The 13,311-nt window shown below is 39.3% G+C and carries 13 protein-coding genes; 4 read left to right on the top strand and 9 right to left on the bottom strand.

Annotated features, from left to right (window positions below; all coding sequences use genetic code 11):
• Nucleotides 1–41: 41 nt before the first annotated feature.
• The 3 genes from sufD to sufB form a co-directional block, all read right to left on the bottom strand.
• The gene (sufD, locus tag B4N43_RS09065; RefSeq protein WP_286734266.1) at nt 42–1,349 is read right to left on the bottom strand and encodes a Fe-S cluster assembly protein SufD; all 1,308 of its coding nucleotides are present in this window, start codon (nt 1,347–1,349) and stop codon (nt 42–44) included.
• Between the two features lie 59 nt (nt 1,350–1,408).
• Nucleotides 1,409–2,167 (bottom strand): Fe-S cluster assembly ATPase SufC, encoded by a 759-nt coding sequence (sufC, locus tag B4N43_RS09060; RefSeq protein WP_046673119.1) that lies wholly within the window; start codon nt 2,165–2,167, stop codon nt 1,409–1,411.
• A gap of 62 nt (nt 2,168–2,229) precedes the next feature.
• A complete protein-coding gene (gene sufB, locus B4N43_RS09055) occupies nt 2,230–3,681 on the bottom strand; it encodes a Fe-S cluster assembly protein SufB (protein ID WP_075990262.1) in 1,452 nt (483 codons plus the stop codon).
• A 332-nt stretch (nt 3,682–4,013) separates the two neighbouring features.
• On the opposite strand from sufB, the gene B4N43_RS09050 reads away from it, so the two are divergent.
• Nucleotides 4,014–4,484, top strand: coding sequence for an Lrp/AsnC family transcriptional regulator (locus tag B4N43_RS09050; protein WP_046673117.1), 471 nt, complete (start codon nt 4,014–4,016; stop codon nt 4,482–4,484).
• 111 nt (nt 4,485–4,595) lie between these two features.
• On the opposite strand, the gene ung is transcribed toward B4N43_RS09050, so the two are convergent.
• Nucleotides 4,596–5,270 carry a uracil-DNA glycosylase gene (gene ung, locus B4N43_RS09045; RefSeq protein WP_286734263.1) on the bottom strand — a complete coding sequence of 225 codons (675 nt, stop codon included), beginning with the start codon at nt 5,268–5,270 and terminating at the stop codon, nt 4,596–4,598.
• A gap of 222 nt (nt 5,271–5,492) precedes the next feature.
• Between ung and B4N43_RS09040 the strand changes: the two genes are divergently transcribed.
• On the top strand, nt 5,493–6,032 hold the full coding sequence (locus B4N43_RS09040) for a hypothetical protein (protein WP_075990263.1): 540 nt from the start codon (nt 5,493–5,495) through the stop codon (nt 6,030–6,032).
• Nucleotides 6,033–6,095: 63 nt separating this feature from the next.
• Here the strand turns inward: B4N43_RS09040 and B4N43_RS09035 are convergent, their stop codons facing one another.
• Both B4N43_RS09035 and B4N43_RS09030 read right to left on the bottom strand, forming a co-directional pair.
• The gene (locus B4N43_RS09035; protein WP_088163282.1) at nt 6,096–6,560 is read right to left on the bottom strand and encodes a hypothetical protein; all 465 of its coding nucleotides are present in this window, start codon (nt 6,558–6,560) and stop codon (nt 6,096–6,098) included.
• Nucleotides 6,561–6,627: 67 nt separating this feature from the next.
• Nucleotides 6,628–7,110, bottom strand: coding sequence for a DUF4293 domain-containing protein (locus B4N43_RS09030; protein ID WP_075990265.1), 483 nt, complete (start codon nt 7,108–7,110; stop codon nt 6,628–6,630).
• A 192-nt stretch (nt 7,111–7,302) separates the two neighbouring features.
• Between B4N43_RS09030 and B4N43_RS09025 the strand changes: the two genes are divergently transcribed.
• On the top strand, nt 7,303–7,824 hold the full coding sequence (locus tag B4N43_RS09025; protein WP_075990266.1) for a hypothetical protein: 522 nt from the start codon (nt 7,303–7,305) through the stop codon (nt 7,822–7,824).
• Here the strand turns inward: B4N43_RS09025 and B4N43_RS09020 are convergent, their stop codons facing one another.
• From B4N43_RS09020 to B4N43_RS09010, 3 genes are all read right to left on the bottom strand, one after another.
• Nucleotides 7,825–9,588: an ABC transporter ATP-binding protein gene (locus B4N43_RS09020; RefSeq protein WP_075990267.1), complete on the bottom strand. Its 1,764-nt coding sequence runs from the start codon at nt 9,586–9,588 to the stop codon at nt 7,825–7,827.
• Between the two features lie 24 nt (nt 9,589–9,612).
• Nucleotides 9,613–10,368 (bottom strand): tRNA pseudouridine(38-40) synthase TruA, encoded by a 756-nt coding sequence (gene truA / locus B4N43_RS09015; protein ID WP_286734260.1) that lies wholly within the window; start codon nt 10,366–10,368, stop codon nt 9,613–9,615.
• Between the two features lie 330 nt (nt 10,369–10,698).
• Nucleotides 10,699–12,000, bottom strand: coding sequence for a UDP-N-acetylmuramoyl-tripeptide--D-alanyl-D-alanine ligase (locus tag B4N43_RS09010; protein WP_286734258.1), 1,302 nt, complete (start codon nt 11,998–12,000; stop codon nt 10,699–10,701).
• 314 nt (nt 12,001–12,314) lie between these two features.
• Here B4N43_RS09010 and B4N43_RS09005 point away from each other — a divergent pair, with 314 nt between their 5' ends.
• A complete protein-coding gene (locus B4N43_RS09005; protein ID WP_075990270.1) occupies nt 12,315–13,280 on the top strand; it encodes a pectinesterase family protein in 966 nt (321 codons plus the stop codon).
• Nucleotides 13,281–13,311 lie beyond the last annotated feature (31 nt).

Below are 13,311 nucleotides of genomic sequence, written 5' to 3'. Positions count from 1 at the left end.
GGTAAACGCCATTTTTTATAGCTATATAATCCTAAATGGATTTAATTTGTCCTTAGGCTTTCTTCCACAAGTTCTTCAACATATTTGCGAACAACCTCATTAGAGAAACGTGTAGTTACGTCAAATGCAAATGCATGTACCAACAGGATACGGGCAGATTCTTCACCAATTCCTCTTGCTCTCAAATAAAATAAGGCCTCATTATCAAACTGACCGATGGTACATCCGTGTGAACATTTTACGTCATCCGCAAAGATCTCCAATTGCGGTTTGGTATAAACCGCCGAATTGTCTGACATCAGCATATTATTGTTCTGCTGAAAAGCATTTGTTTTTTGAGCATCCTCACGTACAAAGATTTTTCCATTGAAAACTGCAACGGATTTATCCTGTGTAATATTTTTATACCATTCATAAGACTCACAATGTGGCTTAAGGTGGTCTACGATGGTATGATTATCGACCAATTGATCACCTGCAGTTAAGTTGATTCCATATAAATGGCTCTCCACATGCGCTGCATCCAAGCGAACATTGATATTGTTACGGATAAACGAGGCGCCAGGAAAATTACAGTTGTAATTATTATAAAGGCTATCTTTTTCTTGGTATACCTCTGTATGATTAAAGTAACGACTTACAGATTCTGCGAGCTGCAAATAATAATGTTGTACTCTAGCGTTCTCTTTGACGATAATCTCAGAGACCTTATTGTGCACATTATTTGCGGTACCTGCTGCAGTGATAAAGCTTTCGATCAATTCAAGTTCTGCATTTGGCTCGACAACGATCAAATTACGTGTTTGTGCAAAGAAATCCTCTTTTCCTGTAGCGACATGAATAATCTGTATTGGTTTATCAAGTACAACTCCCTTTTTCAAATGGATAAAAACACCATTTGTAAAAGCAGCCGTATTCAATGCGACCATAATATTGTCTGACTTGTCCGCATATTTAGCAAAATGGCTCTCAAATGCAGGCTCTGAAGTGGCTTCATCCATTGGAATAACCGACAGTCCCTTCACATTTTCTAATTCACTTACCGCCAACACATACTGACCGTTCACCAAGATAATGCGGTAAGCATCCAACTGAGGAATCTCCCCTGCACTAAAGTCTAAGCCTTCGATATCCACATCGACATCAAGCGCATAAGGCTTATTGATAATACTGTGGATGTTTGTATATTTCCATTCTTCATTCTTAACGGTGGGAAAGCCTGCTGCTTCGAAACGTTCGAATGCAAGTTGGCGGGCCTCCACGAAAAACGAAGGTTCGTCTGAAACGCCTTGCTCTTTGAAAGCTCCCAACACTTGTTGAAGTAATGATTCTGAAACTAATGTACTCATGTTATTTTTTAATCAAATCGCCAAAATTCTCTTCCAATCCTATTTACTCAGGTAAAAGATTAGGCGTTTTGTGTATCATATTCTTTTAACCAATCGTATCCTTTTTCTTCGAGCTCCAAAGCCAATTCTTTAGGTCCCGATTTCACGATACGGCCATTGTACAATACGTGAACAAAATCTGGAACGATATAATCCAACAAACGTTGGTAGTGTGTAATAACAATAAAAGCATTGTCTTTAGAGCGCAATTGATTCACGCCATTTGCAACGATACGAAGGGCATCGATATCCAAACCAGAATCTGTCTCATCCAAAATAGATAATTTCGGATTCAACATCGCTAATTGAAAAATTTCGTTACGCTTTTTCTCACCACCGGAAAATCCTTCATTTAAAGAGCGGTTAGCCAAATTAGCCGAAAATTCAACCAATTTTTGCTTATCTTTTACCATTTGTAAAAACTCCTTCGCTTCCATTGGAGGAAGGCCTTTATACTCACGAATATCATTTACAGCTGTTTTCAAGAAATTGATATTCGATACGCCCGGAATTTCAACAGGATATTGAAAAGCCAAAAACAGCCCTTCACGTGCACGGTCCTCAGGTGAAAGATCCAATAAATCTACACCGTCCAATAGTGCAGAACCTTCACTTACTTCATATGATTCACGTCCGGCCAATACATTACCCAATGTACTTTTACCAGCACCATTTGGTCCCATAATCGCATGAACTTCTCCAGCTTTTACTTCTAGGTTTAACCCTTTTAATATTTGTTTGTCTTCTACAGACGCATGTAAATTTTTAATGCTTAACATTTTATTCGTATTGAGTATGGTGTAATGTAGCGTCATAAACTACATTCCCAATGATTTTTTATCTATCCTACTGAACCTTCTAATGAAATTGCCAATAATTTTTGAGCCTCTACAGCAAACTCCATCGGCAATTGATTTAATACTTCCTTTGCATACCCGTTGACAATTAAACCAACAGCTTTCTCAGAATCGATACCACGTTGATTCAAATAGAATACTTGGTCCTCACCGATTTTGGAAGTAGTCGCCTCATGCTCTAATTTGGCTGTCTTATTTCTATTTTCGATATAAGGGAATGTATGTGCCCCACATTTATCACCGATCAATAAGGAATCACATTGGGTAAAGTTACGTGAGTTGTCTGCATTTGGGCCGATTTTCACTAAACCTCTATAACTGTTGTGGCTCTTACCGGCAGAAATACCTTTAGAAATAATTTTAGATTTCGTGTTTTTACCCAAATGAACCATCTTCGTTCCTGTATCAGCTACCTGATAATTACGTGTCATGGCCACAGAGTAAAACTCGCCAATAGAGTTATCACCCTTTAAAATCACACCAGGGTATTTCCATGTAATTGCAGAACCAGTTTCTACCTGTGTCCAGGAGATTTTACTGTTATCACCTTTACAGATTCCACGCTTGGTTACAAAGTTATAAATACCACCTTTTCCATCTTTATCACCAGGGTACCAGTTTTGCACGGTAGAATATTTAATATCAGCATCGCGTTCGGCAATCAATTCTACTACCGCAGCATGCAGCTGGTTTTCATCACGCATAGGTGCAGTACATCCCTCCAAATAAGAAACATAAGCTCCCTCATCTGCAATGATCAACGTGCGTTCAAATTGTCCGGTATTCTGTGCATTGATACGGAAGTAGGTAGATAATTCCATTGGACATCTAACACCTTTTGGAACATAAACAAAGGATCCATCCGAAAATACTGCAGAATTCAACGCTGCATAAATGTTATCCGTCTGTGGAACCACTGTACCCAAATATTTTTTCACCAGGTCAGGATGCTCTTGCACGGCCTCACCAAATGAACAGAAAATAACACCTTGTTCTTTTAATTTCTCACGAAACGTTGTTTTGACAGATACCGAGTCAAAGACAGCATCTACCGCCACAACTCCTGCCAATACTTTTTGCTCATCCAAAGGAATCCCCAGTTTTTCAAAGGTAGCAATCAACTCAGGGTCAACCTCATCCATCGAATTAAGCTGTGGTTTTGCTTTTGGGGCTGCATAATAGGAAATCTCTTGAAAATCAATTTCAGGAGCTTTGAAATTCTGCCAAGTAGGCATTCTTAACGTCAAGAAATGACGGAAAGCTTTTAATCTCCATTCCAATAGCCATTCAGGTTCATTCTTTTTTGCCGAAATAAAACGAACCGTATCCTCAGTAAGGCCTTTGGCTGCAATTTCCATTTCGATATCTGTCGTGAACCCGTATTTATATTCTTCGAGCTCCAGCTCTTTTAACAAATCGTCGTCTTTAGTACTCATATTGCGCTCTCACGGTTTAACTAATTTGGGAGGGCTTCACCTCCGCACCTATCGAACTGCAAAGTTACAATTTCAAAGCCAATAAAACAGCATTTAATAGCACCTTACGAAGGCATTTTTAATAAAAAAATGACATTTATCACTCCATTTCATTAAAATGAGCACATTTCAATCGATTATGACAGTCAAATGATTTTACATCGATTAAAATTATAACTAAACAATCCTAATATAGCTAAAATCTATTAATCATCAATAATTTTGTATATTTTTAAATTTCCAAATATAATTTTGTATATTTACAAATACTATTGATTATTAAGACTTAAGATATGCCCTTTGCACCGGATAAAACAGATTTAAAAATTCTTAAACTATTACAAGAGAATGGTCGTATAACTAATTTGCAACTCGCATCTAGCATCGGACTATCTCCCGCACCAACTTTAGAGCGTGTGCGAAAACTGGAAAACTCTGGCTTCATCAAAAGTTACCATGCTTTTGTAGACGAGGAGAAACTGGGACTTGGAATCAAATCGTTTATCCAGATCTCACTCGATTTCCATACACATAACGCTATCCCTGAGTTTGTTGCTGCTGTCAAAATGATACCCGAGGTAACCGAATGCCACCACGTTACAGGCAATTGTGATTTCATCCTCAAGGTTTACGTAAAAGATATTAAAGCTTATGAAGGTGTCATCATGGAAAAAATCTCCAAAATACCTTTTGTAAAGACATTCCAAACCATGATGATTATGTCAACCAGCAAAAAAGAGCCAATTATTCCTTTAGAATATTAAGCGAAGGAATAAGCCCAATCAAAAACATCATTACCGGAATCTCCGCTTTTGTACGTATTTGCTCCATGCGACGATAACCGGCAATGATGTTTATTTAACTCAAGACAAAACTTAAACCAGGCGCCAATCAATTGGGGTTTTATCATGTTCCATCAAATACTGGTTTGCACGTGAAAAATGCTTACTACCAAAAAAACCACGATAGACAGACAACGGTGATGGATGAACCGCCGTTAGCACAAGATGCTTCTTCGCATCGATGAGCACACTTTTCTTTTGGGCATAACTTCCCCACAACAGAAATACGACATGTTCACAACGCTCCGAAATGGCATAAATAATACTATCTGTAAAAATCTCCCAACCTTTCTTTTGATGGGAACCTGCCAGATGCGCCTGCACTGTCAATGTCGCATTTAACAACAGTACACCCTGTTTGGCCCAATAGGTCAAATCGCCAGCACGCGGCTCAACAAAACCGGGTATATCGTCTTGCAATTCCTTAAAGATATTTTTTAAGGATGGCGGCAAAGCAATCCCTTCTGGCACAGAGAAAGACAAGCCGTGCGCCTGCCCATCATTATGGTAAGGATCCTGCCCTAAGATAACTACTTTTACCTGGTCCAATGGCGTCAGCTTAAAAGCATTCATCACCAGATCTGCCGGTGGAAACACTTTCGTTTTCTGACGCTCTTCTTGCACAAAAGTAGACAGTTGTTTCATATAGGGTTGACCAAACAAAGGCTTTAGCACAGGAGCCCAAGAATCATCGTATTGCTTTTCCATACCCCAAACATAGATAAAGTTGCATATAAAGGCAAATTTATCCTCATAAGCTCTTTTCAAGGAACTACAGCAAAAAAAACGATCACATCTTGTTTATCCATATCCTCTTCAGGGGGAAAAACACATTTTTACAAAATAACCACCTGAACGAGTTGCTTAAACGATGAAATTAACGGATATTTGCAGAATTAAATTGAATACAAATATTTTAAACAAAGATTTATGTCAAATCTCGTTAGAATCATTATTTGCAGTGCATTGCTGATCGGAACAGTTGCCTTATTCTGGACTGGAAATTGGGGATGGGGAATCTTAGGTATCCTGATCACGATCTTAGGCTTTGTTACTGTATTTTTCCACGAATATATGCTGATTGCGCAATGGTATATGCGTAAACAAAATATGGCCGCAGCTGAAAAATGGCTACGTAAAATCACCAACTACGAAAAGCAATTGATCCCACAACAGCACGGTTACTACAATATGCTGATCGGACTGATCGAATCACAACGCGCACCTATGCAATCCGAAAAATATTTTAAGAAGGCATTGGCGTTGGGCTTACATATGGATCATAATATCGCTTTAGCAAAATTAAGCCTGGCAGGTGTAGCAATGGCAAAACGCAACAAGCGTGAAGCCGAAAAACTACTTCAAGAAGCGAAAAAAGCAGATAAAAACAAATTATTGGCCGATCAGATCAAAATGATGAAAGACCAAATGGGTATGATGGACAAACAGCAGATCAGATACAATCGATAATATTGAATAATCAAAAAAGCTTCAAAGTATAACTTTGAAGCTTTTTTGCTCAAGAGCCAAAATCTATTTCTTTAATGGAATAGGAACTTCCAAAAACTCCCCCTCTTCCGTGCTACTCTCAAACACCAGTTTAATCATAACCGGCTTATCCGTTTTCTTCCAATCCTTAACAATGACCTGTATATCCACAGGCTTATCTTCTTCTAGCAAATAGTGCAGATAATTCTGCTTATCTTCAAATTTAACCAAAACATTTCCCATCTGAATCGTTGAAAAGAAATGGGGTTGTTTCTTCTGATCCAACACTTGCGTGGAAAAGGTGTTCATTTTATATTCTCGTGGATCGGTACTATAAGATATCGCAAACAAATTGATCACCAGTTCATTCTTACCCTCATCGAAGTGAAATTCCCGCACATCGAATTGAATATCGTCAACAACCAGCAATGAATCTGCCGACTGAGCCTTTACAAGCCCACCTCCAAGAAAGAGGATCAAGACAACAACATATCTAAAAAAAACATTCATATCATATTATATTTAAAAAAGCCACGATCTTCGTGGCTTTAACTCGTATTATTTTATTGTCTTAAAATTATGCTCGCAATCGATCGGCAGATCGGATCAACTTTTCATCTTTACGTACTCCACCCATCGCTAACGCACAGAAAATAATCGAAATTGGCAACAAAAAGAAACCTACCCCGATATTCCCGGCACCTAAAAACTGGCTCACGGTGGCAAGATGAGTACTTGCAGACGAGTATAACCAGATTGCAAATAAGATAATTGCCACAATCTCCACCCATATAAGCAAAAGTTGAACTTTACGCTTTTTAAATTTAAATATCGTAAATAGCGGAAGTCCTCCCAATAACACGGTCACCACGGTCTGGAGAATATAACCAAATCCCCCCTCATGTACAGACTGGCCAGCAGCAACACTATACACACCAGTCACCTTCACATTCTTTCCTAAACCCACTAAATCGCTATAATTAACATAGGGAAATAGAAACAAGCCAAATATGACTAATCCTGCTATCAGCAAATAAACAGTTTGGATACGTTGAATCATAGTTTAATTTTTGTATATCAACAAACTTAGATAAATTGATTTTCATATGCAATATAATTGCCACCGAAAAAACAACCAACCCTACAGCTCTATAAACACCAAAACAATCAAACCTGACATTTTGTTGTATTTTTTTACATCATATCAAAGGGCTTCTTTTTAGAAAGCTTTATCTTTGCGAAAAAAAATACCATGTTATACATATATGGAGCAACCGCTCATGCTAAAACTGCGGTAGATGTAGCAGAAGATTTAGCGATTGAAATTGGTGGTCTTATCGACAAATCGCTACTAATTGAAGATGTATTTGATTATGAGGTTCAACTTCATCATGAATCAAAAGGCACGGAAGAAAATTTCTTTGTCGCAGTGAAGAATCCTGGTCTTCGCCAAAGGATTGTGTCAGAAAACGCAAACTGGAACTTCCAGACCCTCATCCATCCTAAAGCCTACGTATCAAAAAGAGCCGAAATTGGTGAAGGCACCATTATTCTCCCAGGCGCTTCGATCGCTCCAGATGTACAAATAGGCAACCACTGCGTTATTGCCGGTTCCGCCGTTATCGAAAGCAACACCATTATTGAAGATTTTGTCAACATCGGCCCAAATGTCTCAATCGGAGCAAACGTTCTAGTCGGTCGAGGTTCAGAAATTAAAGCAAATACACGTATCGAAGACGAAGAAACTATCCCCAAAGAGAGTATTATCGCTTAATTAAATCCCTGCGGAATGAAACTGTAAGTCGTATAGTTTTTTATAATAACCATCGAAAGATAGCAATTCCTGATGCGTTCCGATTTCCTTGATTTCGCCTTTATCCAACACAATAATCTTGTCCGCCTTCTGAATGGTGGACAAGCGGTGGGCAATAACAATCGATGTTCTTCCTTTCATGAGGTTATCAATTGCATGTTGGATCATTTCTTCCGTTTCGGTATCAACAGAAGAAGTCGCTTCATCCAAAATAAGAATGCGAGGATCGTGTACCAAAGCCCGTATAAAAGAAATCAATTGTGCCTGCCCCGCAGATAAAGTTGCTCCCCGCTCTTTCACATCATAATCATAGCCCCCAGGAAGTCGCATAATAAAATCATGCGCACCGACTTCCTTTGCCGCTTCGATCACCTGCTCTCTAGATATCGCAGGATCACCTAATGTAATGTTATTGATGACACTATCCGAAAAGAGAAATACATCTTGCAATACTGTCGAAATAGTATTTCTCAGATAATCAAGGTCATAATCCCGGATATTACGGCCATCCAATAGAATTTCACCCTTATTGATTTCATAAAACCGGCTTAGAATATTGATGGTAGAAGATTTTCCGGCACCGGTAGCCCCAACTAAAGCTAAGGTCTCGCCCGGATTAACATTGAAGTTAACATCTTTCAGAACCCAATTTTCCTCATTATAAGCAAACCAAACATCGCGAAACGCAATCTCTCCTTTGATATGTGCGGGTTTCAAAGTCCCCAAATTAGGCGTCTTTTCATCGGTATCCAAGACTTCAAAAATTCGTTCAGCACTGACCATACCCATTTGAAGTGTATTGAACTTGTCAATAAGTTCCCGAATGGGCCTAAAGATCATATTGATATACATGATGAAGGCCACAACTACACCCGGAGAGATCACATCACCCATAATTTGTTTGGAACCAAACCATACCAATAATCCCAAAGCAATAGCCATGATAATTTCCAAAACAGGGAAAAAGATGGAGAAGTACCAATTGGTTCGAATATGTGCATTGCGATGTTGCGCATTAATTTCTTTAAACTTATCCATTTCCTGCTTTTCACGTGCAAAATATTGGATAATCCCGACTCCCGTAATGTGTTCCTGCAAAAAGGTATTTAAATTGGAAACCCATTTCCTCACATCAATAAAAGCAGATTTCATCGCCTCTTTAAACACATAAGTTGCTGCCACCATCAAAGGCATGGGAATTAAAACAATCAATGTTAGCTTCCAATCGGAGTAAAACATCACAACCAGAATAACGACCAGCTGCAATAAATCACCGATAATCTGGATCAAGCCCTCAGAGAAAATATTGGAAAGAGTCTCCAGATCAGAAATGGTACGTGTAATCAGTTTTCCCAATGCCGTACGATCAAAATACTTGAGCCGGAGTTGAACAATGTGGTTAAATACCTGAATCCGGATATCGCGAATGACCGACTGCCCCAAGGTATTTGTCATTAAGGTATGGTAATAACGAATCAAGGTCTGCAGGATAACCAATGCCAACATCGCTATCAGCATGAGGGACAACCCATTGGTATCGAAGTTTAAAATATAGTTATCTAATGTATGCTGAATTAGCATAGGCAAAGCGGGCGCCACAGCGGCCAACAATATCGTTAGAACGACCGATATCCAAAATGACACATGGTAGGGCCGCATATAGCGACTCATGCGTTTCACTAAATTGATATCGTAGGTTTTACCAGTTATTTTATCTTGACTCACGTTAAATTCTATATCTATTAAATTCTATATATAAGCATATGCTACTTCTGTTAAATATAAACCATGTGCGGGAACAGAAACACCCGCTTTTCCGCGGCTTTTACTTTGAATAACATCTTGCATAAATGAAACCGGCTTGCCTTTTATCCCTATTTCCAACGATGTCCCTACAATGGCACGCACCATATTGCGCAAAAAACGATCTGCAGTTATGTGAAAAACCAGATGCTGCTCAGTATGCCATACCCACTCAGCTCTACGAATATCGCAAATATTTGTAAACACCTGCGTATGAGACTTACTAAAGCATTCGAAATCTTGTTTACCCAATAAAAATTGTGCAGCTTCATTCATCTTTTCAACATCCGGACGATCGCGCATAAAACATGAATAGGGATAGATAAAAGGATCTTTATGAAAATGAAGATGGTATTCATATGATCTTTGCGTTGCATCGAAGCGAGCATGTGCTTCGGGCTCCACTTCGATCAAGCGCTTTACGGCCACATCAAAGGGCAATAAGGCATTGAGCGAATGAATGAAACGATCAGCTTTTTGTAGAATACCCACGGGGGCTGCATCGAAATGTGCATACAATTGCTTGGCATGAACACCCGTATCTGTACGGCCAGCTCCAGTTGTTTCAATCGGCTCCCGCAACAGGGTTTCAAGCGCTTTATTCAGCACTTCCTGCACGGAAATTGCATTATTCTGAATTTGCCAACCATGATAAGCCTGTCCAAAATAGGCTATTTCTAAAAAAAAACGTCTTTTATCCATTATATGGAACAAAGGTACGTTTTCCAAATGAGCATCATTTCTCTATAGAACGAATTTCCTCATTTTACTCATTATTTAATCCTTACATGACAAAACTGTTTGTTTTGCACTTCCTTTTCACTCAAATCTGCCTGAGGGGTAATTTGGTATTCAGCGGTACCAAAGCCACAGTAAACACCTACTATCTTCGCCCTGCGACCACGGTAAGTCCACCGTGAGTCCACGTTGAGTCCACCTTTTTAAGTACATTCAATGCGGGAGCACCATGGTCGCAATATGGTCGCACCCCGAACTTATCCCCTAGTTGTGCATAACACAAAGCTAAAAAGGCTAGAGTAAATCGACCAGATTTTCAAAAGCCATGCCGCGTGAAGCTTTCAATAAAACTGTGGCATCAGTTATCGGCTTTTTGCTGATTGCTTGTTTTGCTTCGGCAGTAGTTTCATAAAACTCTCCACCTTCATACCGATGTGCGAAAAATTCTTTGCCGACAAAAATCTTGCGATCTGCAGGAATAGCTCTTACGTTTTCAACAATTTTTTTATGCTCTTCAAAGGATTCGGCTCCCAATTCAAACATATCACCCAATACAATAGCCTTCTTATCCGCTTCAATAATCCGGATATTATCCAGTGCAGCAGCCATGCTTGTTGCATTGGCATTATAATAATCGCAGATCAGCGTATTGTGGGCCGTTTTCATAATCTGCGAGCGATTATTTGTGGGTGTATAGCCTTCAATGCCCCGATTGATCGCCGCAGAAGAAATGCCAAAATGCAGACCCACTGCAATTGCCGCAAGAAAGTTTTCGGTATTATAAGAGCCTGTTAACTGCGTATCAACTACATAAGATTCGGTCGCCCCTTTCTTTTGCCACTCAATCTGCAAAAGGGGATTTGCTTTAAGAAGCTTTCCAATCACGTCATTATCTTCCGAAAAACCATAAGTAACAATGTTAGCGATCTGGCGAGCGGAAGCCATCTCTTTGAGGTGTGGGTTATCGGCCTGCAAAAATAATACACCTTGATGGTCCTGCAGCCAATCGTATAGCTCACCTTTGGTTTTCTTCACTCCTTCAAAAGATCCAAAACCTTCTAGATGTGCTTTACCAACGTTAGAAATCAAACCATGTGTCGGTTCGGCAATCCCACACAAAAAAGCAATTTCTTCCAGATGGTTTGCCCCCATTTCGATGATTGCCAGCTCAATGGAATCATCTATTGCCAATAATGTTAAGGGAACACCAATATGATTATTCAAATTTCCTTTCGTCGCGTATGCTTTATATTTCTGTGAAACAACGGCATACAGCAATTCCTTCGTAGTCGTTTTTCCATTTGTACCTGTCACACCAATAATTGGTATGTGCAACTGATGTCTGTGGTAATTTGCGAGTTGCTGTAGTGCTTTTAAAACATCATCAACAAGAATATACGCATCTCCTTTTTGGTAGGTCTCTTCATCAATAACAACATATTTAGCGCCCATTTCAAGCGCTTTCTCGGCGAAAGCATTTCCATTGAAATTAGCACCTTTTAAGGCGAAAAAAATACTATCCCTTTCTATTTTACGTGTATCAGTTGTAATATTCGGATACTGTTTATAAATCTGATAGAGTGATTGGATGTCCATGTTGAGAAATTTGTTGAACAAACTTAGAGAAATTGCTTTTTATATGCAATACAATTGAACTCCATATAGACAATTTAGCCCCTTAATCGTTCTGAACATCCTTTTGTGGCTATACAAGCTCAATCAAAGATATCCAAAACACGCAATATTTCAAGATACAAGTGCGCGCTTCATGCCATGGTAGCATGCTAGAATTGTCTTTTCAATCGGTTCACGCAAACGTGACCGATAACGTTTGCGCATTTATTTTGGTGGATTTCCTTTAAGGAAGGCTTTAATATTGGTAATTTCATTGACCAATTAAACAATTTGGAATGCGAACGATCATACTTTCCCTTTTTTTAATTCCTTTTTTTCTTTTTGCTACGGAAGTAAAGAGCTATGATTTTGTCGTGGCCAAAGATGGTACGGGAAATTTCACGACAATTCAAGATGCCATTCATGCTGTCCCAGATTTTCGAAAAAAGGAAACGAAAATATATATCAAAAACGGGACATATCGCGAAAAAATCATCCTCCCGGGGAGCAAGCAGTTTGTTACATTAGTCGGTGAAGATAAATTTAAAACGATTATCAGTTATGACGATTATGCGCAAAAGAAAAATCGTTTTGGTGAGGAAATGGGTACTTCTGGCTCAGCAAGTTTTTATTGCTATGGGGACGATTTTACGGCCATAAACCTTTCTTTCGAAAATGGATCCGGCCCGGTGGGCCAGGCAGTGGCGGCATGGATCTCCGGAGACCGTAATTTGTTTCTCAATTGTCGCTTCTTAGGATTTCAAGACACCTTATACACTTTCGGGAAGGGAACAAGACAGCTTTATTACCAATGCTATATCGAAGGTACTGTAGATTTTATCTTTGGCGGGTCCACGGCCTGGTTTGAAAATTGTGAACTGCACTGCAAAAACAAGGGCTATATTACCGCAGCATCTACGCCCGAACAGGTAGATTTTGGCTATATCTTTAACAACTGCAACATCACGGGAAATAAAGACACAAAGACGTTCTACCTTGGACGCCCTTGGCGACCTTATGCCAAAGTAATTTTCATGCATTGTAATCTTCCCCAATTTATTGACGATAAAGGTTGGCACAACTGGGGCAAAGAGTCAAATGAGAAGACAGCTTATTTCGCAGAATATAAAAACAAAGGCGCAGGCTCAGTGTCACAAAATCGTGTCAAATGGAGTCGCCTATTAACAGATCGAGAGGCCGATAGCCTTAATTTTCAACGTGTATTCAAGGATTGGGTACCAACGCTTACATTTGATCGATAAGTCATGACCGGTAACGATTGCATAAGTTTTT

The sequence above is a fragment of the Sphingobacterium sp. UBA1897 genome (genome assembly GCF_002337775.1).
Lineage (GTDB): Bacteria > Bacteroidota > Bacteroidia > Sphingobacteriales > Sphingobacteriaceae > Sphingobacterium > Sphingobacterium siyangense.
This window is presented reverse-complemented; position numbering and strand designations above follow the sequence as displayed.